Annotated in this window: 17 protein-coding genes; 15 read left to right on the forward strand and 2 right to left on the reverse strand. The window is 46.0% G+C overall.

The window, feature by feature from the left end:
* Nucleotides 1-164: 164 nt before the first annotated feature.
* From OCV12_RS15005 to trmL, 4 genes are all read left to right on the forward strand, one after another.
* A complete protein-coding gene (locus OCV12_RS15005) occupies nt 165-854 on the forward strand; it encodes a response regulator (protein WP_261884970.1) in 690 nt (229 codons plus the stop codon).
* Nucleotides 854-2,233, forward strand: a complete 1,380-nt coding sequence (gene cpxA, locus OCV12_RS15010) for an envelope stress sensor histidine kinase CpxA (protein WP_017630908.1) — start codon at nt 854-856, stop codon at nt 2,231-2,233. The genes OCV12_RS15005 and cpxA overlap by 1 nt, the downstream gene beginning before the upstream one ends.
* 76 nt (nt 2,234-2,309) lie before the next feature.
* Nucleotides 2,310-2,927 (forward strand): superoxide dismutase, encoded by a 618-nt coding sequence (locus OCV12_RS15015; RefSeq protein WP_261884971.1) that lies wholly within the window; start codon nt 2,310-2,312, stop codon nt 2,925-2,927.
* Nucleotides 2,928-3,004: 77 nt separating this feature from the next.
* Nucleotides 3,005-3,484, forward strand: coding sequence for a tRNA (uridine(34)/cytosine(34)/5-carboxymethylaminomethyluridine(34)-2'-O)-methyltransferase TrmL (gene trmL / locus OCV12_RS15020; protein ID WP_009844716.1), 480 nt, complete (start codon nt 3,005-3,007; stop codon nt 3,482-3,484).
* A gap of 188 nt (nt 3,485-3,672) precedes the next feature.
* Here trmL and OCV12_RS15025 read toward each other — a convergent pair whose 3' ends face one another.
* The gene (locus OCV12_RS15025; RefSeq protein ID WP_061033600.1) at nt 3,673-4,197 is read right to left on the reverse strand and encodes an FxsA family protein; all 525 of its coding nucleotides are present in this window, start codon (nt 4,195-4,197) and stop codon (nt 3,673-3,675) included.
* 284 nt (nt 4,198-4,481) lie between these two features.
* On the opposite strand from OCV12_RS15025, the gene aspA reads away from it, so the two are divergent.
* The 11 genes from aspA to OCV12_RS15080 all read left to right on the forward strand — a co-directional run bounded on the left by aspA (nt 4,482) and on the right by OCV12_RS15080 (nt 19,147).
* The gene (aspA, locus tag OCV12_RS15030) at nt 4,482-5,933 is read left to right on the forward strand and encodes an aspartate ammonia-lyase (protein ID WP_017630905.1); all 1,452 of its coding nucleotides are present in this window, start codon (nt 4,482-4,484) and stop codon (nt 5,931-5,933) included.
* Between the two features lie 180 nt (nt 5,934-6,113).
* Nucleotides 6,114-7,421 (forward strand): anaerobic C4-dicarboxylate transporter, encoded by a 1,308-nt coding sequence (locus OCV12_RS15035; protein WP_017630904.1) that lies wholly within the window; start codon nt 6,114-6,116, stop codon nt 7,419-7,421.
* 510 nt (nt 7,422-7,931) lie between these two features.
* On the forward strand, nt 7,932-9,380 hold the full coding sequence (locus OCV12_RS15040; RefSeq protein WP_176680552.1) for a YfcC family protein: 1,449 nt from the start codon (nt 7,932-7,934) through the stop codon (nt 9,378-9,380).
* A gap of 817 nt (nt 9,381-10,197) precedes the next feature.
* The gene (arcA, locus tag OCV12_RS15045; RefSeq protein ID WP_076655799.1) at nt 10,198-11,421 is read left to right on the forward strand and encodes an arginine deiminase; all 1,224 of its coding nucleotides are present in this window, start codon (nt 10,198-10,200) and stop codon (nt 11,419-11,421) included.
* Nucleotides 11,422-11,493: 72 nt separating this feature from the next.
* Entirely contained in the window at nt 11,494-12,405 is a 912-nt protein-coding gene (gene arcC / locus OCV12_RS15050) for a carbamate kinase (protein WP_016790859.1), read from the forward strand.
* 147 nt (nt 12,406-12,552) lie between these two features.
* Nucleotides 12,553-13,563: an ornithine carbamoyltransferase gene (locus OCV12_RS15055; protein ID WP_016793903.1), complete on the forward strand. Its 1,011-nt coding sequence runs from the start codon at nt 12,553-12,555 to the stop codon at nt 13,561-13,563.
* A gap of 489 nt (nt 13,564-14,052) precedes the next feature.
* Nucleotides 14,053-14,982 carry an aspartate carbamoyltransferase gene (gene pyrB / locus OCV12_RS15060; protein WP_017062721.1) on the forward strand — a complete coding sequence of 310 codons (930 nt, stop codon included), beginning with the start codon at nt 14,053-14,055 and terminating at the stop codon, nt 14,980-14,982.
* 15 nt (nt 14,983-14,997) lie between these two features.
* Nucleotides 14,998-15,462: an aspartate carbamoyltransferase regulatory subunit gene (pyrI, locus tag OCV12_RS15065; protein ID WP_017630899.1), complete on the forward strand. Its 465-nt coding sequence runs from the start codon at nt 14,998-15,000 to the stop codon at nt 15,460-15,462.
* Nucleotides 15,463-15,788: 326 nt separating this feature from the next.
* Nucleotides 15,789-16,277, forward strand: coding sequence for an arginine repressor (locus tag OCV12_RS15070; RefSeq protein ID WP_017630898.1), 489 nt, complete (start codon nt 15,789-15,791; stop codon nt 16,275-16,277).
* 175 nt (nt 16,278-16,452) lie between these two features.
* Nucleotides 16,453-18,306, forward strand: coding sequence for a protein-disulfide reductase DsbD (locus OCV12_RS15075; RefSeq protein WP_261884972.1), 1,854 nt, complete (start codon nt 16,453-16,455; stop codon nt 18,304-18,306).
* A 211-nt stretch (nt 18,307-18,517) separates the two neighbouring features.
* Nucleotides 18,518-19,147: a response regulator gene (locus OCV12_RS15080; protein ID WP_019821543.1), complete on the forward strand. Its 630-nt coding sequence runs from the start codon at nt 18,518-18,520 to the stop codon at nt 19,145-19,147.
* Here OCV12_RS15080 and OCV12_RS15085 read toward each other — a convergent pair.
* On the reverse strand, nt 19,144-20,895 hold the full coding sequence (locus tag OCV12_RS15085) for a potassium/proton antiporter (RefSeq protein WP_176680556.1): 1,752 nt from the start codon (nt 20,893-20,895) through the stop codon (nt 19,144-19,146). The two genes, OCV12_RS15080 and OCV12_RS15085, sit on opposite strands and share 4 nt — an antisense overlap.
* Nucleotides 20,896-21,015 lie beyond the last annotated feature (120 nt).

The raw sequence follows: 21,015 nt of genomic DNA on the forward strand, positions 1-21,015 counted from the left end.
TTCGGTATAATAAGTCATGTGTTGCGTCTGTTTCTCAGCGCTTGAATATAGATTAGTCTTTCCCTCGTAAAGTGACGTTTAGAAAGCGTAAATAATCGTAAAGAGTGAAAGCTGACCAATAATTAGCAGTATTATTAACCTAACTAAATGATTAAGGCTTCCCTATGGCGAACATTCTTCTTATTGATGACGACACCGAGTTAACCAGCTTACTTAAAGACATTCTGAGCTTTGAGGGCTTCACTGTTTCCGAAGCCAATGACGGCTACGCGGGGCTCGAGGCGGTCAATGATGAGATTGATTTGATTCTTTTGGATGTGATGATGCCGCGCCTGAATGGCATGGAAACTCTCAAGAAGCTAAGAGAAAATTGGGAAACACCCGTACTGATGCTGACCGCAAAAGGTGAAGAGATTGATCGTGTGATTGGCCTAGAGCTTGGCGCAGATGACTATTTACCTAAACCTTTCAGTGACCGAGAGCTACTTGCACGTATTCGTGCCATCTTGCGTCGAACGCAAACCACCGCGGCACCGAAAGCAGCCAGTGATAGAATTCAATACCAAGACATTGAAGTCTTCCCTGGCAAGCAAGAAGCTTACTGTAATGGCGAGATTATCGATCTCACCACCACAGAGTTCGCTTTGTTGAGCCACCTTATCCAAAACCCGGGGCAAGTGATCACCAAAGAAGCATTGAGTCTCGATGTATTAGGCAAAAGGCTAGCGGCGTTTGACCGTGCGATCGATATGCACATCTCCAATCTGCGTAAAAAGATCCCAGAGCGCAGCGACGGCAAATCTCGTATCAAGACCTTACGTGGTCGTGGCTACTTATTGGTAGAGGAGGATTAATGCGTATCCCTAAAATCACCAGCTTATATGGACGTATCTTTGCTATCTTTTGGTTCACCATGTTACTGGTGCTTTTGTCGGTACTGTCACTTCCTCATTTAGATCCGCGAGTCGCGCGCGACGTGCCTGCTGATCACCTCGGTAAATTAGAGCGTATCGCCAAAGCCGCTGAAAAACGCTACGCCAGAGAACCGAATCTCGGCAAAATTGTCTTCCAACTTGAGGCGCCACGCAGCCGCAAGGATTCTCGTGCCCGCATCTATTTAACCGATCTTGAGGGTGCGGTTCTCACCTCGAAAAGGCATTCAGACTACAAGCTTAAAGCGATTCGTAACTTTGTTACCTCGATTGATAACCCTGAGATGCCGAAGCAAAAACTCTATGGGCACTACATGGTTGCAGGGCCAGTACCGATTACTCTCGCTGGCGAAGAACTACTGATGTATGCCGGAGTGAAGTGGAATCAACCACCGCCATTCTTACTGCGCCTGTTTGATAGGCCTCTGCAGCTATTACTTGCTGTGATGTTGGCGAGTACCCCGCTATTGCTTTGGTTAGCTTGGGCACTGAGCCAACCTGCTCGTAGGCTTGAGCGCGCTGCGCAACGTGTCGCGAAAGGTCAGTTTGAGGTTGATCCAACACTTGAAAAAGGCACATCTGAATTCAGACAAGCGGGTGAGAGCTTTAACCAGATGGTCGAAGCGGTAAACCAGATGATCTCCGGTCAGCAACGCCTACTCTCTGATATTTCACACGAGCTGCGCTCACCACTGACTCGCCTGCGTATGGCGAATGCGCTGGCAATTCGTAAGCAGGGTGAGAGCCAAGAACTTGAGCGTATCGATACTGAAGCACAACGTCTGGAACAGATGATCAGCGAGCTACTGACGCTATCGCGCATGCAAGTCGACAGCCACATTACTCGTGAGGTTCAGCCTATCTCAAGCCTATGGGAAGAGATCTTGAAAGACGCACAGTTTGAAGCCGAACAGATGGGCAAACAACTGACGTTCTCTGAGATCCCTGAGCGTTCTATTTCGGGTAATCCTAAGCTGTTGATGAGTGCGCTAGACAACATTACGCGTAACGCCATCTACTACGGCAAAGACCAAGTCGATGTGCAGTTCCACGTGGTGCAAGACCAGCTGACGATTTGCGTGAACGATAATGGCGATGGTGTGCCTGATGATGAATTAGATTCTATCTTCAGACCTTTCTATCGCGTTTCTACTGCCCGTGATCGCAATACCGGTGGCACTGGACTTGGGTTAACCATTACTGAAAGTGCGATTCGCCAACACAGCGGAACCATCACAGCAACCCGCAGCCAGTTAGGTGGATTACAACTCGAAATCACCCTGCCTATCTTACCGGTGTAATACCCTTACAAAGATCACAGTTGATAATGATTGTTATTATCATTATGGTAAATCCTCTAATTATGGAGGATTTACCATGTCGCACACTTTCCCTGAACTACCCTACTCTTACGATGCCCTAGAACCTTACATTGATGCTAAAACGATGGAAGTGCATTACAGCAAGCACCACAGAACCTACTACGATAAGTTTGTTGCGGCGGTGTCTGGCAGTGAACTAGAACAGCAATCTCTGACTGAGATCTTCGCTAACATCTCACAGCACAGCCCTGCCGTTCGCAATAATGGTGGCGGCTACTACAACCATATCTTGTATTGGAACTGCATGTCTCAAGACGGCGGTGGTGAACCGACTGGCGAGCTTGGTGATGCTATCAAGAGCACATTCGGAGATTTCGAGACGTTCCAAGATCAGTTCGCTCAAGCAGCAATCAATACCTTCGGTTCAGGCTTTGCGTGGTTGGTGGTAGAAGAAGGACAACTGAAGATCATCTCAACCTCAAACCAAGACAACCCATGGATGGATACCATCGCCAGTAACGGTGAGCCAATTCTTGCGCTGGATGTTTGGGAACACGCTTACTACATCAGCTACCAAAACCGTCGCCCTGATTACATCAATGCATGGTGGAATGTGGTGAATTGGAATGCGGTTGCTGAAAACTACGCACAAGCACTCGCGAATAAAGCGTAAGCGAATGGTGGTGAACTGTACTCACTCAGCTTGCCACCGTATACTCTGGCTATCTTTGATTATTCTTGTGAACCAACATGTTTGATATCGCTCTATACGAACCTGAAATTGCACCCAATACGGGTAACATCATCCGCCTATGTGCTAACTGCGGCGCGAACCTGCACCTGATTGAGCCGCTTGGCTTTGATTTTGAAGAGAAGAAAGTTCGTCGTGCTGGCTTGGATTACCACGACCTAGCGCGTGTTAAGCGTCACAAGAACCTAGAAGCCTTTCTTGAGTATCTAGAAAATGAACGCGAGGGTGACTTCCGTATCTTTGCTTGCACCACTAAAACGACAGGTCACCACGTGGATGCGAAATTCCAACAAGGTGATGTGTTGATGTTTGGCCCAGAGACACGCGGCCTGCCTGCTGAGTTCATTGAAAGCATGCCAATGGAGCAACGTATTCGTATTCCAATGATGCCAGACGCACGCAGCCTAAACCTGTCTAACGCGGTTGCTATCATCGCATTTGAAGCGTGGCGACAAATGGGCTTCGAAGGCGCGGTATAATACCGAAACTCAGTCAATAACCGCTCACACGGCCTTTTACCTGTTGCTGCTCGCAATAGTAAGTAAAAGGCGACACGCAATAAAAAAGGCTCTTACCGTTATCTCTTTCTTGCGAAGGATAAAGGTAAGAGCCTTTTCTGTTTCTGGTCGTTTGTCTTTCTATATAAAAGAAAGTTAAAACGACGGGATTAGTTTAAGCGGTTACGATCGTTGTCGTCGTCTTTCTTCTCAAACTCACCTTCAAAGGTGTTGCCATCTTTTGACTGATCAAATGGGTCACGATTAAACGGATCTTGTCCAAATGGCCCCTGACCAAAGCCCGCTTGCCCACCAGCATGGAAGCCGCCAGACATATTCTTAACCACCATTTTTTCCATCATTTTCTTAGCAATCATCGCTCTTGGTGCTGGCAGCAATACCAACATACCAAGTGCATCCGTCATAAAGCCCGGAGTCAGTAGCAATACACCTGCAACCGCAAGCATCACGCCTTCAAGAATCTGCTGTGCTGGCATTTCGCCTTGTTGCAAACGACCTTGTACAGACATCAGTGTCTGGATGCCTTGGCTACGAACCAGTGAGGCACCAACAAATGCAGTAATCAACACTAACGCAATAGTTGGCCACAATCCTAAAAAGCCACCAACTTGAATAAATAGCCCAATCTCAATGATGGGTACGAAGATAAATAGTAATAATAAGATAGGAAACACACGCCCTCCTTTGTTACTTCCAGTTTACGCTGAAAGCTCTATCAATCTCAAATTTATCCTGTAAATAAGCGTGTTTATTGACCAAGAATAACTTTGCAAAATATTGACGAAACAAAAGCGAAAAAGGTGATCAACTTACTATTTTTATGCGCTAGGTACAGTATCATGTGCCACATAAGTCAGGACGGATTTATCAGCCCAATATTCTAGCGAACGGAGTATTTGCACACAGAATAGGCTAATAACTAACTATATAATCAGAATAATTCTCTAAGGATCCTGTTATGGCTACTCTATCAGAAGCACAAGTTGATGCTCCTCAAGCTACTCGTCTCGAAGAAGATCTTTTAGGTCAACGTCATGTTCCGGCTGATGCTTACTACGGCATCCACACTCTACGCGCAGTTGAAAACTTCAACATCTCAAATGTAACGATCTCAGATGTACCTGAATTCGTTCGCGGTATGGTGATGACAAAGAAAGCTGCGGCTTTAGCAAACAAAGAGTTAGGTGTAATTCCTAGCGAAGTGGCTAAATACATCATCCAAGCTTGTGACCTAATTCTAGACACGGGTAAGTGCATGGATCAGTTCCCATCAGACGTTTTCCAAGGTGGTGCTGGTACTTCTGTAAACATGAACGCGAACGAAGTAGTTGCGAACGTGGCACTTGAGCTTATGGGCAAAGAAAAAGGCCAATATGAGTTCATCAACCCGAACGACCATGTAAACCGCAGCCAATCTACAAACTGTGCTTACCCAACTGGCTTCCGTATCTCTGTATACAACAGCGTACTAAAACTGATCGACGCAATTGAATACCTAAAAGGTGCATTCGAGCTTAAGAGCCAAGAATTCAACACAATTTTGAAGATGGGTCGTACTCAACTTCAAGATGCAGTTCCAATGACGGTTGGCCAAGAGTTCCACGCTTGGGCAGTAACCATCAACGAAGAAATCAAAAACCTAGAATACACATCAAAGCTACTGCTTGAAGTTAACCTAGGCGCAACGGCAATCGGTACTGGTCTGAACGCAGCACCGGGTTACCAAGGCCTTGCAGTTAAACACCTAGCTGAAGTAACTGGTCTAGAGTGTGTTCCTGCTGAAGACCTAATCGAAGCAACGTCTGACTGTGGTGCATATGTAATGACGCACGGCGCACTTAAGCGTCTAGCCGTTAAACTGTCTAAAATTTGTAACGATTTGCGTCTGCTTTCTTCAGGTCCACGTACTGGCTTGAACGAGCTAAACCTACCTGAACTGCAAGCGGGTTCTTCAATCATGCCTGCTAAAGTAAATCCAGTTGTTCCTGAAGTAGTAAACCAAGTTTGCTTCAAAGTTCTAGGTAACGACAACACGGTTTCTTTCGCTGCAGAAGGTGGTCAACTTCAGCTGAACGTAATGGAACCCGTTATTGCACAAAGCATGTTTGAGTCTCTAGACATCCTAACAAACGCTTGTGTGAACCTACGCGACAAGTGTGTAGACGGCATTACTGTAAACAAAGAAGTGTGCGAATCTCACGTATTTAACTCTATCGGTATCGTTACTTACCTAAACCCATACATTGGCCACCACGAAGGTGACATTGTTGGTAAGATCTGTGCAGAAACAGGTAAGAGCGTGCGTGATGTGGTTCTAGAGCGCGGTTTATTGACCGAAGAAGAACTTGATGACATTTTCTCTGTTGAAAATTTGATGCATCCTCAGTATAAAGCGAAGCGCTACGAATAAAGTTAGCGAGAAAGGGCTCCAAAGGGAGCCCTTTTTTAGGCTCCAATACGGTTAACCCTGTTTATTTTGTGGATTTCTGTATGTTGCACTTTTGCTTAATTGAACCTAAACCATAGAACTATTATGTGAACATTCCGGCGGCGAATGTTCACATAATAAAATCTAAATGAGGTGTTACTTATGATTGCAGTAGAACTATTTATCGTCCTGCTCTTTATCTTTTTGGGGGCCAGAATTGGCGGTATCGGTATCGGTTTTGCCGGTGGTGCTGGTGTTATTGCCCTTTCACTTATTCTTGGCGTTCCAACAAGCCAATCTTTCATCCCGATCGACGTAATCTTGATCATCATGTCTGTTATCACCGCAATTGCTGCAATGCAGGTTGCTGGCGGTATGGACTGGTTGGTGCAAATTGCAGAAAACTTTTTGCGTAAGCACCCTGAACGCATCACCTTTTATGCGCCAATCGTGACCTTTGTAATGACACTAATGGCGGGTACTGGTCACACAGCATTCTCAACACTTCCTGTTATCGCAGAAGTAGCGAAAGGCCAAGGCGTGCGTCCTTCTCGTCCACTGTCTATCGCAGTTGTAGCATCTCAGATTGCAATCACAGCTTCGCCAATCTCGGCAGCGGTTGTGGCTTTCGCAGCAATGCTTGCACCGTTCGGGGTTGATTACCTAACGCTACTGATGGTTTGTATCCCAACCACCTTCATCGCTTGTATGGTTGGCGCGGTTGTCGCTAACTACATGGGTAGTGAGCTGAAAGACGATCCTGTTTACCAAGAGCGTCTAGAGAAAGGTCTAATCAAACTGGCAACAGAAGAGAAGCGCGAGATCCTTCCAACAGCGAAGAAAGCGACTTACATCTTCCTAGCTGCGATTGGTTTCGTGGTTTGTTACGCAGCGGCTATCTCTAGCTCTGTTGGCCTGATTGAAAACCCTGCGCTAGGTCGTAACGAAGCGATCATGTCTGTAATGCTAGCAGCAGCGGCAGCAATCGTTATGTTCACTAAGATTGATGCAGCTAAGATTTCTTCAGCACCAACATTCCGCTCTGGTATGACGGCGTGTGTATGTGTACTTGGTGTGGCTTGGTTAGGTTCAACGTTTGTAAACGCACACGTTGCTGAGATCAAAGACGTAGCAGGCGCTCTACTGGCTGACTACCCATGGATGCTGGCGCTTGTTCTGTTCTTCGCTTCTATGCTGCTTTACTCTCAAGGCGCAACAACCGTTGCACTTATGCCTGCAGCTCTAGCGATTGGCGTAGCACCACTCACAGCGGTTGCTTCTTTCGCTGCGGTAAGTGCGCTGTTCGTACTTCCAACTTACCCAACACTACTAGCGGCAGTTGAGATGGATGACACAGGCTCAACGCGTATCGGTAACTACGTATTCAACCACCCATTCTTCATTCCAGGTGTGGTAACAATCAGTACTGCGGTAGCACTAGGCTTCGCATTCGGCGGTCTGTTTATCTAACATTCGCTGATGATTGAACATTTAAAAGGAAGCTTCGGCTTCCTTTTTTGTTTTCTACTCAATGTGATATTTGATACACGTCAAATAACCATTATAAACTTTAAAACCCGCCCAAAAATAAAGTTTGAATAAAATTCCAAGGTTATTCAAACCAACTAGAAACAACACCTACCAAATCAATCTCCCCTCGCATCCCGTTAATCTACATCGAATATTAATCCAAGCTAACTAACCAAAAAACCTTGCCGTTTTTTTGCCATTTTCCAGCCCATTCATTGGCGATTATTTTTGTGAACAGCACCAAACTTAAATAGCTAAGTAAGGAATAAAATAACCGCAGCTAAAATAAATCTAAATTCATTTGGATTGGTAAATATAAAAATAACCTTAATTTAAAGTCAGCAACTTTTATCGTTGGGTACTTTTATAAGAGTCAATGTATTTACAATCTATAAATCATTAGTCGCTAATTCACATCACTTCTATTTAAGATGATGTAAGGAGATAGCCATGACAACTCAAACGATACCAAGCGAGACAAAAAAGGGCGGCTTCTTTGCCAATTTTAAATTCCCTTCTGCTTATACCATTTTATTTATTCTAATTGCGTTCGTTGCTTTGCTTACCTGGATTGTTCCTGCGGGACAATACGACCGAGCAATGAATGAAGAACTCGGCCGAGAAGTACCCGTAACAGGCACTTATCAAGCGGTAGAGGGTAACCCTCAAGGCGTGATTGACGTACTGCTAGCGCCTATTGATGGCTTCTACGACCACAATAGCTATGAAGCTGCGGCAATCGACGTTTCGCTATTCATCTTAATCATTGGTGGCTTCTTAGGACTAGTAACCAAAACTGGCGCGATTGATGCCGGTATCGAACGCGTTACCGCCCGCTTAGAAGGGCGAGAAGAGTTGATGATACCAATACTGATGGCACTGTTTGCCGCGGGCGGTACTGTCTACGGCATGGCGGAAGAATCACTGCCATTCTATACCTTACTAGTACCAGTGATGATGGCAGCTCGCTTCGACCCTCTAGTAGCGGCTGCAACGGTACTGCTTGGCGCGGGTATTGGGGTGTTAGGCTCAACCATTAACCCATTCGCAACGGTTATCGCTGCTAACGCCTCTGGCATTCCATTTACCGACGGTATTGTGCTGCGTGTTGGTATGTTGATTGTTGGTTGGGGTATCTGTGTTGCTTACGTGATGCGTTACGCAAGAATGGTTCAAGCCGATCCAAGCAAATCGATTGTGTACGACAAATACGAAGAGAACAAAGCGCACTTCCTTGGCAACGCAAGTGGCGAAAAACTGGAATTCACCACAACTCGTAAACTGATTCTGACCATTTTTGGCGGCTCATTCGCGGTAATGATTTACGGTGTATCCGTTGCTGGGTGGTGGATGGCAGAGATCTCTGCAATGTTCTTAGCAGCGACCATCATCGTTGGTATTGTGTCTCGTATGAGCGAAGAAGAGTTTACTTCAAGCTTCATTGATGGTGCTCGTGACCTACTGGGCGTAGCGCTTATCATAGGTATCGCACGTGGTATTGTGGTGGTGATGGACCGCGGTATGATCACCGACACTATTCTCTTCTCTGCAGAGCAAATGGTCACCGGGTTGTCTTCGGTTATCTTTATTAACGTGATGTTCTTTTTAGAGATTCTCTTGTCATTCTTAGTGCCATCAACCTCTGGTTTAGCGGTACTCACCATGCCAATCATGGCACCATTGGCCGACTTTGCTGGCGTAGGTCGTGACCTTGTTATCACCGCTTACCAATCAGCTTCTGGCTTGGTGAACTTAATCACACCAACCTCTGCGGTCGTAATGGGTGGCTTGGCAATTGCTCGTGTCCCTTACGTGCGCTGGGTTAAATGGGTAATGCCATTAATCGGTATCTTGATGGTGTTCTGCATCATTGTTCTGAGTATTGGTGCACTTATCTAAAACCAATACACCTCACTTTCTCACTCAAAGCCGCTTTCTAGCGGCTTTTTTTGTCACTATCGTTCACCAACAAGCCCCTTCCATCGAAACACCCTCACAAGCTGCACACGCATCATTAAAAGCCTCTCTATCACCCCACCTACCTATCAAAGCAGCAAAACCTAAACGAGCAGAGACACTGGCTAGAAAGCAAATCTAACCTTTAAATATCGACGCTAAGGTTAATTAAAAAGCAAATATTCATCGTTACTATATTTAGAGAAATACTTAGTCACTTATTAGCGTTAATTATATTTAAAGTAATTTACGCTGTAATAACCAAAGTATGAGTATTGGCTATTTTCATAGAAAATCGGATTAAAACACTCGATTATAAAGTGTGACCGCAATAGCTTAATTCGCATTTAAATTGTTAAGAAATAATTAATTTCACATTCAAAATTAAATATATAAATACTAACATTGCATACTTCCACCTTAAGCTCATTCTTATCAATAAATTTAATTTGCATATAAACCCCTAGAATTTCCATTCTAGTAATACGAGTGAAAAAAGCATGAATAATGTTCCCAAAGAGTTAACTATTTAGAAGGGGTAACCAATAGTCAAAAGTGCATAAAGTTTGTTAAAACCCTTAATTTTAAAGGGCTGCGGGATAAAAAACGATTTGTGATAGATCTCTAAGAATACCTGACTAGCAGGCGTAATATTAATTCCAGACAAGAGATATGAATAAATAATTCATTCTTCTCAACTGAAAATAAATAATTACTCTTAGCGATAAAAGTAATTCAAATATATAAGAGAGAGACGATCATGAGTAAGTTCTATGTAGGTTCTGAAATAGGTCAATTACGCCGCGTTCTAGTTCACCGCCCAAGACGTGCACTGACTCACTTAACACCCTCTAACTGTCACGATTTGCTGTTTGATGACGTACTGGCTGTTGAGCGTGCAGGTAAAGAGCATGACGCATTTACTCAAACGCTACGTGATCAAGGTGTTGAGGTTCTTCTTCTTACTGACCTACTAGCAGACACGCTAGCCGTGCCAGAAGCGAAAGATTGGCTTTTGAGTCATCAAGTTTCTGATTATCGCTTAGGCAAAACTTTTGCTAACGATGTGCGCTGCTACTTGGGTGACTTACCAAACCTAGAGCTAGCGAAAATCCTAACGGGTGGTCTGTCTTACGCTGAAATGCCAATGAAATCATCTTCAATGATGCAAGGCATGCACGCGCCAACTGACTTCATTATCGAGCCTCTACCAAACCACCTATTTACTCGCGACACCTCTTGCTGGGTCTACGGTGGTGTATCTATCAACCCAATGGCGAAACCAGCTCGTCAACGTGAAACCAACCACGTTCGCGCTATTTACCGCTGGCACCCAACATTCGCAGGCCAAGACTTCATTAAGTACTTTGGCGATGAAGAGAACATCAGCTACGACAACTCAACCATTGAAGGCGGCGACGTTCTTGTAATCGGTCGCGGCACAGTGCTTATCGGCATGTCTGAGCGTACAACAGCACAAGGTGTTGAGCACTTAGCATCAAGCCTATTCAAACACGGTCAGGCGAAACAAGTTATCGCAATGCAGCTACCAAAACACCGTTCTTGCATGCACTTAGACACCGTTATGACGCACATGAACGAAGATACCTTCTCTGTTTACCCAGAAGTGGTGAGTAAAGACGTACAGTGCTGGAACCTAACTGGCGATGAGTCTGGCGCAGTAAAAGTGAAAGAAGAAGGCTACTTCGTAACGGCTATCGAAAAAGCACTGGGGGTAGACAAACTAAACCTCATCACAACCGGTGGTGACAACTTCCATGCAGAACGTGAACAGTGGAACGATGCAAACAACGTTCTAACCGTTAAACCTGGTGTCGTGATTGGCTACGAAGGCAACACCTACACCAACGAAAAATACGACAAAGCAGGCATCACAGTTCTTCCGATTCCTGGAGATGAGCTTGGCCGCGGTCGCGGTGGCGCACGCTGCATGAGCTGCCCAATTGAGCGTGATGGTATCTAATCACTAAGACGAAACGGCCAAGTTGAACAATCTGAAATCATCTCAGCTTGGCCAAAATGAGAGAACACAATTATGACTAAGCAAACTGTTGTTGTCGCACTCGGTGGTAACGCCCTACTTCGTCGCGGTGAGCCGTTAGAAGCCGATGTTCAACGCCGCAATATTGAAACGGCGGTGAAAACCATCTCTGAAATCGCAAAAGTGTACAACGTGGTGTTAGTACACGGTAATGGTCCGCAAGTTGGATTGCTTGCTCTGCAAGGTTTGGAATACAAAAAAGTAAACCCATACCCGCTGGATGTGTTGGGCAGTGAGACTCAAGGCATGATCGGCTACATGTTGATGCAAGAGTTCAAGAACTACCTGCCTAACCGCAACATCTCGTGCATGTTGACCCAAATGACGGTTGATCCAAATGATCCTGCGTTTGCGGATCCAACTAAGCCGATTGGCCCAATTTACGAAGAAGCGGAAGCGCGTGAACTAGCAGAGAAATTCCACTGGATCGTCAAACCTGACGGCCAACATTTCCGCCGCGTAGTACCAAGCCCACGCCCTACTGGCATTGTTGAGCACGAAGCGATCACACAGCTTATCGATGCAGGTCACCTAGTAATTTGTACTGGCGGCGGTGGCATCCCAGTGAAAAAAGAGAATGGTAAATTAGTTGGTGTAGAAGCGGTTATCGACAAAGACATGTCAGCGGCTTTCCTAGCTAAACAATTGGATGCTGATGCGCTACTGATTCTGACCGATGCGGACGCTGTATACCTTGATTGGGGCAAACCGACTCAACACGCATTGCGCAGTACCACGCCAAGTGAATTAGCGATGTTCGAATTCGATGCGGGCTCTATGGGGCCAAAAATTGAAGCATCGTGCGAATTCATTGAGCAAGGCGGCAAGGTTGTGGGTATCGGTGCACTCGAAGATGGCTTGCAAATCCTGCAAGGCCAAGCGGGTACCAATATCACTAAAGGTTAACGCACTAACGAGCCTCTATGAGCTTGTAAACACAGAATTAAACGTAACAAACAGAACCGAACAAATTTAACTAAATATTGAATCGCGCTTTCTTGGATTTTCTTTCCCTGTAACAAGGAAGCGCCTAAATCTAAAAAGGAATACATCATGGCTTTTAACCTACGCAATCGTAACTTCCTAAAACTACTAGATTTCACTCCACGCGAAATTCAACACTTGTTAGATCTTTCTATGGAGCTTAAAAAAGCGAAGTACAACGGTTACGAACAGCCAAAACTGACTGGCAAAAACATTGCGCTTATCTTTGAGAAAACCTCGACTCGTACTCGTTGTGCATTCGAAGTCGCGGCATTCGACCAAGGTGCTCGCGTCTCTTACTTAGGCCCATCTGGCTCTCAAATTGGCCACAAAGAATCAATGAAAGACACGGCTCGCGTTCTTGGTCGTATGTACGATGGCATCGAATACCGCGGCTTCGGTCAAGAGATCGTTGAAGAGCTAGGCGCATACGCTGGCGTGCCAGTATGGAATGGTCTGACTGACGAGTTCCACCCAACTCAAATCCTTGCAGACTTCCTAACCATGACCGAATACGGCCGTGGCAAACAACTGCATGAAATCAGCTTTGCTTACCTAGGTGATGCTCGCAACAACATGGGTAACTCTCTGATGGTTGGCGCAGCGAAAATGGGCATGGACATTCGCCTTGTTGCTCCAAAACAGTTCTGGCCACAAGAAGAGCTATTGGCTCAATGTCGTGAAATCGCAGAGCACACAGGCGGCAAAATTACACTGACTGAAGATGTTCAAGAAGGCGTGCAAGGTTGTGACTTCCTGTACACCGATGTTTGGGTATCGATGGGCGAAGCGAAAGAAGCATGGGCTGAGCGTATCAACCTAATGATGCCTTACCAAGTGAACATGGAAATGCTGAAAGCAACGGGTAACCCACATGTGAAATTCATGCACTGCCTACCGGCTTTCCACGGCGAAGACACCACTGTTGGCAAACAGCTTGCTGCTGAATATCCACAACTAAAAGACGGCGTGGAAGTAACAGATGAAGTAGTTGAGTCTGAATACTCTATCGTGTTCGATGAAGCTGAAAACCGCATGCACACCATCAAAGCAGTAATGGTTGCAACACTAGGCAGTTAATTACCTAAACAGCTAAGAATCGAAGCAACTAAGAAGTTAAGCACTCACTTGTTCGCAAGAGATGGACAAGTGAAGTGCAATGACAGGGAAATGCGGGTGGCGTACTTGGGATTTAGCCCTTGGATAAAGCCCGCATTTTTTTTCATGAGCTTGAAGGCATTATCGCCCCAAAAAACCTGAGATTTTCTGTTTCAACAAGGGCTTAAATCAAAGCAAAATGTAGAGGCTATTTCGCATAAAAATCCATTAAATGAATACTTTACAGAAAGTATTGCATGGCGTTTTTATCTGAGTATAATCCTCCGCAATTTGTCTTAAGAGAGCAAAAAATGAACTGCAATTCTGTCGCACATGATTGTCAAACTACACGCCAAAGAGTGGCGGTGGTGTCATTTTTATTTTGCTCTATTGATCGTTTCGAAGCCTCCTATTTTTAGGGGGCTTTTTTTTGTCCGCAATTTGACTGTATGCATAGAAGGAAGACCCGTTATGGCGCATTCGTTATTTAACAAGCACATCATCTCCATACCTGAGCTCACTCGTAATGAACTGGAGCTTATCGTCGACACAGCAGCAAGACTCAAGGCTGAGCCAAACCCAGAGTTGCTGAAAAATAAAGTCGTTGCGAGCTGCTTCTTTGAGCCTTCAACTCGAACTCGCCTTTCATTTGAAACCGCAGTTCAGCGCCTTGGTGGCACGGTCATCGGCTTTGATAACGGCGGCAATACCTCACTGGCGAAGAAAGGCGAAACACTTGCCGATTCAGTGCAGGTTATCTCATCTTACGTCGATGCCTTTGTGATGCGTCACCCACAAGAAGGGGCAGCACGTTTAGCCTCTGAATTTTCTAACGGTGTTCCGGTGGTAAACGGCGGCGACGGTGCCAACCAACACCCGACTCAAACCTTGCTGGATCTGTTCTCGATTTACGAAACGCAAGGCACGCTTGATAACCTCAATGTGGCATTCGTCGGCGACCTAAAATATGGCCGTACTGTCCACTCATTGACGCAAGCACTATCAAAGTTCAATAACGTGCGTTTCTTCTTTATCGCACCAGAAGTGTTAGAGATGCCAGATTACATCTGTGAAGAGTTAGAAGAGATGGGTATCCAATACAGCACTCACAGCAGCATTGAAGAAGTGGTGCCGGAACTGGATGTTCTGTACATGACTCGCGTACAGAAAGAGCGCTTTGATGCGTCGGAATACGCACACATGAAATCGGCTTACATCCTCACCGCAGATACATTGAAAGACGCTCGTCAAAATATGAAGGTACTTCACCCGCTGCCACGCGTCGACGAAATCACCACCGACGTTGATAAAACGCCACACGCTTACTACTTCGAACAAGCTGAAAACGGTGTATACGCTCGCGAAGCCCTATTAGCTCTAGTTCTTAACGACACTTTATAAGCAGGAGAAACAGTCATGGTTAAACAAACTCAGCTACAAGTAGAAGCGATCCGTAACGGCAGCGTGATTGACCACATCCCTGCTCACCTTGGTATCAAAATCCTTAAACTGTTTAAGCTGCACAAGACAGAACAGCGCATCACTATGGGGTTAAATCTGCCATCATCGGCACTTGGCCATAAAGACCTAATCAAGATTGAGAACATCTTCCTGACCAAGGAACAAGCCAACCAATTGGCTCTTTATGCTCCGCAGGCAACGGTGAATCAGATTGAAGAGTACAAGGTCGTGAACAAGCTAACGCTTGTACTGCCAGAACAAATCCACAGTGTGTTCTCTTGCCCAAATAGCAACTGTATTTCACACGGTGAACCTGTCGAAAGTCACTTTAAAGTGCAGCTAAAACAGGAAAAAGTGCAGCTAAAATGTCACTATTGTGAAAAAGTATTCTCTCGCGAGATCATGAATGAAATTCGCTAACCCTTAGCGGTATTACCTTCGCAACAAAAGCCACTTAACTAACATGGATATTTATTCCCAAGTCGGAATAAATATCCACTCACCAAAGAATAAAAACCCAAAATAAAAGCAATAAACCAGAATATTATTTGGTGATCGCCTTCAAAAAGATAACTATCCTTTAGTGGTAGACTCAATGCATAGATGATCATACATCTCGCATACCCTCCCTTCTTTACTTCGGGATTCATCGGTAAGCCCTATTAATAATCGTACTCTACGGCTTTGGGAGTGCGTTCGGCGCTATGGACAAGCGATATCCACACGTTGACCTTAAGGAGTTGTTCATGAACGAAATCACTGAGCACGGTTGCTTGTATTCAGCTGAAGATAAAACATTGACTGCAGCGTGCAAACGCTTACTACAACAACAAAGCTTCTCGACCCAAAATCAACTGCGCGAGAAACTGGTTGAGATCGGTTATACCGGTATTAGCCAATCGACCGTATCTCGTATTTTGTCACAACTTGGCGTGGTAAAAATCCAGAACGCCTGTGGCAAAAAGGTGTACTGCATCACCGTTGAAAGCGCACCGGTTCGTGTCGATGCATCCATCTCATCACAAATTGAGTTAATTACTCATAACCAAGCGATGGTAATAGTAAAAACCCACCCTGGTTGTGCACAGTTAGTCGCACGATTGGTTGATATCGACCCACATACCGAAATTATCGGCACTGTTGGCGGCAACGACACCGTGTTAATTATCCCGAAAGACACAACCAACATTGATGCTTGCGAACAAGTGGTCAAAGCACGCTTGGGCGTTGCCTAAATGTCTTATTGGCAAGGTCTGTTCACTGCAGTTGCGCTGCTGACTCTCTCTCGACTGCCTATGAAGGTTGCTCACCCGCCCTAGCGGATATTTTCTGGTCGATGAAACTAATCACAAACTATTACGGTCTGATTGAGTTAAGATACCTTCAACTCCATTTTGATGACTAAATAGTATGCGACGACTTGCCACATTACTTTTTGTTTGTATTTCCCTATTCACCCAGCCTGCGTGGGCGCTTTTTGGAAATGACAACGCCGAGCCAAGCTTCGGAGGCAATAACAACGGTTTTGTCCCTGTAGACCAAGCTTTCCCTTTCAATTACTACCAGCAAGATGGCAAAGTGCTTCTCGACTGGCAGGTAAAAGAAGGCTACTACCTCTACCAACATAGCCTCTCTTTCACTGGGCAAAATCTCGCGATCGGTAACGTTGAATTAGAAGATGGTAAACCACACCAAGATGAATTCTTTGGTGAGGTGAGCATTTATACCCAGCCGTTATTCGTGCAAGTCCCTCTACAAGGTTACCAAGATGGTTCACAGCTGATCGTTAAATATCAAGGCTGTGCGGATGCGGGTTTCTGCTATCCACCAGAGACTCGAATCATCGACATTGAGCCTTTTACAGCTACAGATTCAAGCGACTCTCAAGCAAACACCGTGTCGCAAGACTCATCGGCTGCAAACAATGAGACCGATGTATCAACGCAACAGGCTTCTCCAAAAGCAGACGTTGCAAGTAACACCACTCCACAATCAAGTGCACCCGTTTCAAAAGAAGCAAGCCTAGCCGATAAGCTCGGTGACAGTTGGTGGACACCGTTATTATTCCTAGCGCTCGGAGTTGGCTTAGCCTTTACACCGTGCGTTTTGCCGATGTACCCGATTCTAACGGGTATCGTATTAGGTGGCGGCAAGCTCAGCCAAGGTCGTGCGCTGATGTTGTCGTTCATCTACGTGCAAGGTATGGCACTGACCTACACCCTATTAGGTTTAGTGGTTGCCTCTGCGGGTATGCAGTTCCAAGCGGCGATGCAACATCCTTACGTGTTAATTGCATTGAGCGTTCTGTTCGTGGCGTTAGCTATGTCGATGTTTGGCGTTTATAACCTGCAACTGCCGAGCAGCATCCAAACGTGGCTCAACAACCAGAGTAACAAGCAGCAAGGTGGCAATACCTTGGGCGTGTTCGCGATGGGTGCGATCTCTGGCTTGGTGTGTTCGCCTTGTACTACAGCCCCGCTATCCGGTGCGCTGTTGTATGTCGCTCAAAGTGGTGACCTGTTTACCGGCGCAATTGCTCTGTATGCGTTAGCTATGGGTATGGGCATTCCACTGATTTTAGTTGCCGTGTTTGGTAACAAGCTACTACCGAAAGCTGGCAGCTGGATGGATAAAGTGAAGATCGTATTCGGCTTTATCTTGCTGGCAGCGCCAATCTTCCTGCTAGAGCGTATTATCCCTGAACTATGGGCAACGGTACTTTGGTCAGGTCTTGGCTTCATCGCCTTTGGTTGGCTGTACCACAGCAAGAATGCACTGCCATTCGGCGGTTGGAAGCAGAGTGCGGTCGGTATCATAGCGATGCTTGGCTTGTTCGCTTCCGCACAGCCTGCATTGAACTATTGGTTTGCCGAGAAGAGCGTAACGGTAGAACAACAGCATATCCAATTTGCACGCATCAATACCGTTGAAGAGCTCGAAATCCAACTCATCGAAGCGAAGAAACAGGGTAAACCTGTGATGCTCGATTTCTACGCCGATTGGTGTGTAGCGTGTAAAGAGTTCGAGAAGTACACCTTCCATCAAGCTGATGTTGAGAACAAGCTTTCTGACTTCGTACTGCTACAGGCTGACGTAACAAGAAACATGCCTCAAGACATTGAACTGCTTAAACAATTACAGGTACTTGGCTTACCAACGATTGAGTTCTGGGATGGCGAGGGTAACCATGTTCCAAATGCTCGCGTCACTGGTTTTATGCCTGCCGATGTATTCTTAAAACACATGCAAGACCACCAGCTATAACGACGACATTCGTCTAAATACAAGCTCTGACGAAAGCCGCACCGCTCCTCATAACGAGATGGTAGTGCGGCTTTTTTGTGATTATAGGAAACACTTTCCAAGAACAGGGATAAAAGTCGATATGGTTCAGACTTTTAATGCATAGATATTGTCCACATACTCAATCAGGATGATAATAAATATTAACTAAATTGTTAAAAGTATGAACGTCATGGACTCGACCTATACCATCATCATTGCTGATGACCACCCTCTCTTCCGCAACGCCCTGTTTCAGTCAGTTCATATGGCGATCAGCGGTGCGAACCTGCTTGAGGCTGATTCTCTCGACGCCTTGCTGACTCTGCTTAAGAAAGAGGATGAACCCGACCTGCTACTTCTCGACCTGAAAATGCCGGGAGCAAATGGTATGTCTGGTCTCATTCAACTTCGTGCTGAATACCCAGATCTGCCGATTGTGGTGATTTCTGCCAGTGAAGATGCCAGCGTAGTGACTCAAGTGAAGAGCCACGGTGCGTTTGGCTTCATTCCCAAGTCGAGTGATATGCGTGAATTGGTGAGTGCACTCAATCAAGTGCTGAATGGCGACCCGTTCTTCCCTGAAGGGCTGATTACCAACAATGCTGCCTGTAGCGACCTTGCGGAAAAGATTTCCACCCTAACGCCTCAGCAATACAAGGTATTAGGGATGCTTTCTGACGGCCTGCTGAACAAGCAAATTGCTTATGAATTGAATGTTTCGGAAGCGACCATCAAGGCGCACATGACAGCCATCTTCCGAAAACTGGACGTAAAAAACCGAACTCAAGCGGTTATCTTACTGCAAGAAGTCCATAATTAAGCGCCGCTTATATCCTCTTCTAAAGTCGTCTTAGGCAAACATAAACCCAGCTTGACGACTTTATGATCATCTATCTCTGCAACCACCCAATTGATGTCATGCCACTCGAAGCTATCGCCCAATACTGGGTGCGCGCCAAGTTCGCGTTCAGCCAATTGTTTTAGGGTCATGTCGCGCTCTTCTTCCGAGCCAAGTTCAATGCCATAGCAGTCACTCACCGCGGCAATCGATAGCCCAACCTCAAGGAAGAAATCACCAAAGAATCGAGCTGCGTCTTCGGCCAACGGTGCCTCACTGAATAGCTCACTTAAACTATCTAGGTCTTTATCTTGGCCAAGCACACAGAGGATATCATTCGCCTCTAGCACGGTACTGCCCGAAGGATGAAGCAAGGCATCCTTTCTAAACAGTGCTGTAATGCGTGTTCCTTCCGGCATAGACAAACGCTTAAGCGGCTCACCGACACACCACTTCTCTTCTTTCAGCTTGTAGACAAACATCTCCCACTCACTAGCAGGGTAGATTTCAATGCCTGTACGAGAAATCGGTGTCGGCGTTGGAGGTAATGTCACTTGAGCCAATCTCGCGACTTTCATCAAGCTGCCGCCTTGAACAATCAGCGACACCATAACCACGAAGAACGCGATATTGAAGTAAAGCTGAGCATTAGGCAGGCCCGCCATCATCGGGAACACGGCCAGAATGATCGGCACCGCACCACGTAAACCGACCCAAGAAACAAACCAGCGTTCCTTGGTGGTAAAGCTTCTGAACGGCAGCAAGCCCAACCAAACAGACAGTGGACGAGCAAACAGAATCATACCGAAAGCCAGTGCTAATGCTGGAAGAGCAATGTCCATCAAGGTCGATGGCGTCACCAATAGACCCAACACCAAGAACATCACGATTTGGCTTAGCCATGTCATGCCATCAAGGACATTAAGAATCGAGTGTCGAGAGCGCGTCGGACGATTACCAATGAACAAGCCCACTAGGTAAATCGATAGGATGCCACTCCCGCCAAGCATGTTAGAGAAGGCAAACAGAGCCACACCGCCACTGAGCACCAGAATCGAATACAGGCCATCAGCCAGCTGTACTCGGTTGATTAGACTCCATAGAACCCAACCACCACCAAGGCCGATAAGCGTGCCGACACCAAACTGCATCGCGAAGCTTTTCAGTAGGAAGTTCATTCCCATCTCGGCATCTGGGGTGCCAAGTAGCGCAATTAAGGTAACCGTCAAGAAGACCGCCATTGGGTCGTTGGTACCCGATTCGATCTCTAGGGTTGAGCCAACACGTTCGTTGAGACTCTGCCCTTTCAACAAAGAGAATACTGCTGCCGCATCGGTTGAACCGACAATTGCGCCGACCAAAATGCCCTGCATCAGTGACAGGTCAAACAGCCAAGCCGCCATTAAACCGGTTAGGGTTGCGGTACAGGCTACACCTATTGTCGCTAATGAGAGCGACGGCCAGAAAGCGACCTTGAAGCTTGCGACCTTGGTTCGCATACCGCCATCAAGCAAGATCACGGCAAGCGCGAGGTTACTCACCAAATAAGTCAGTGAGTAATCATCAAAATTAATACCACCCGGACCATCTTCACCCGCCAACATACCAACGAATAAAAAGATCAAAAGAATCGGAACGCCCAATCGTGAGGACACTTGTGAGAAAAGCACACTGATGGCGATGAGCACCGCACCAGTTAAAAATAAGTGGTTGATAGTTATTGCGTCCAATTCGTTCCCCCAAAGAATAAAACTCAAGATATAGGCATGTTGATCTTCTGCCGCTAAGCATGGCACGGTCGATGAAAGTGCTTTAGTCACTATAACAAACTTATGTTTCCCTTCGTGTCA

It is taken from the genome of Vibrio pomeroyi (assembly GCF_024347595.1).
Classification (GTDB): domain Bacteria; phylum Pseudomonadota; class Gammaproteobacteria; order Enterobacterales; family Vibrionaceae; genus Vibrio; species Vibrio pomeroyi.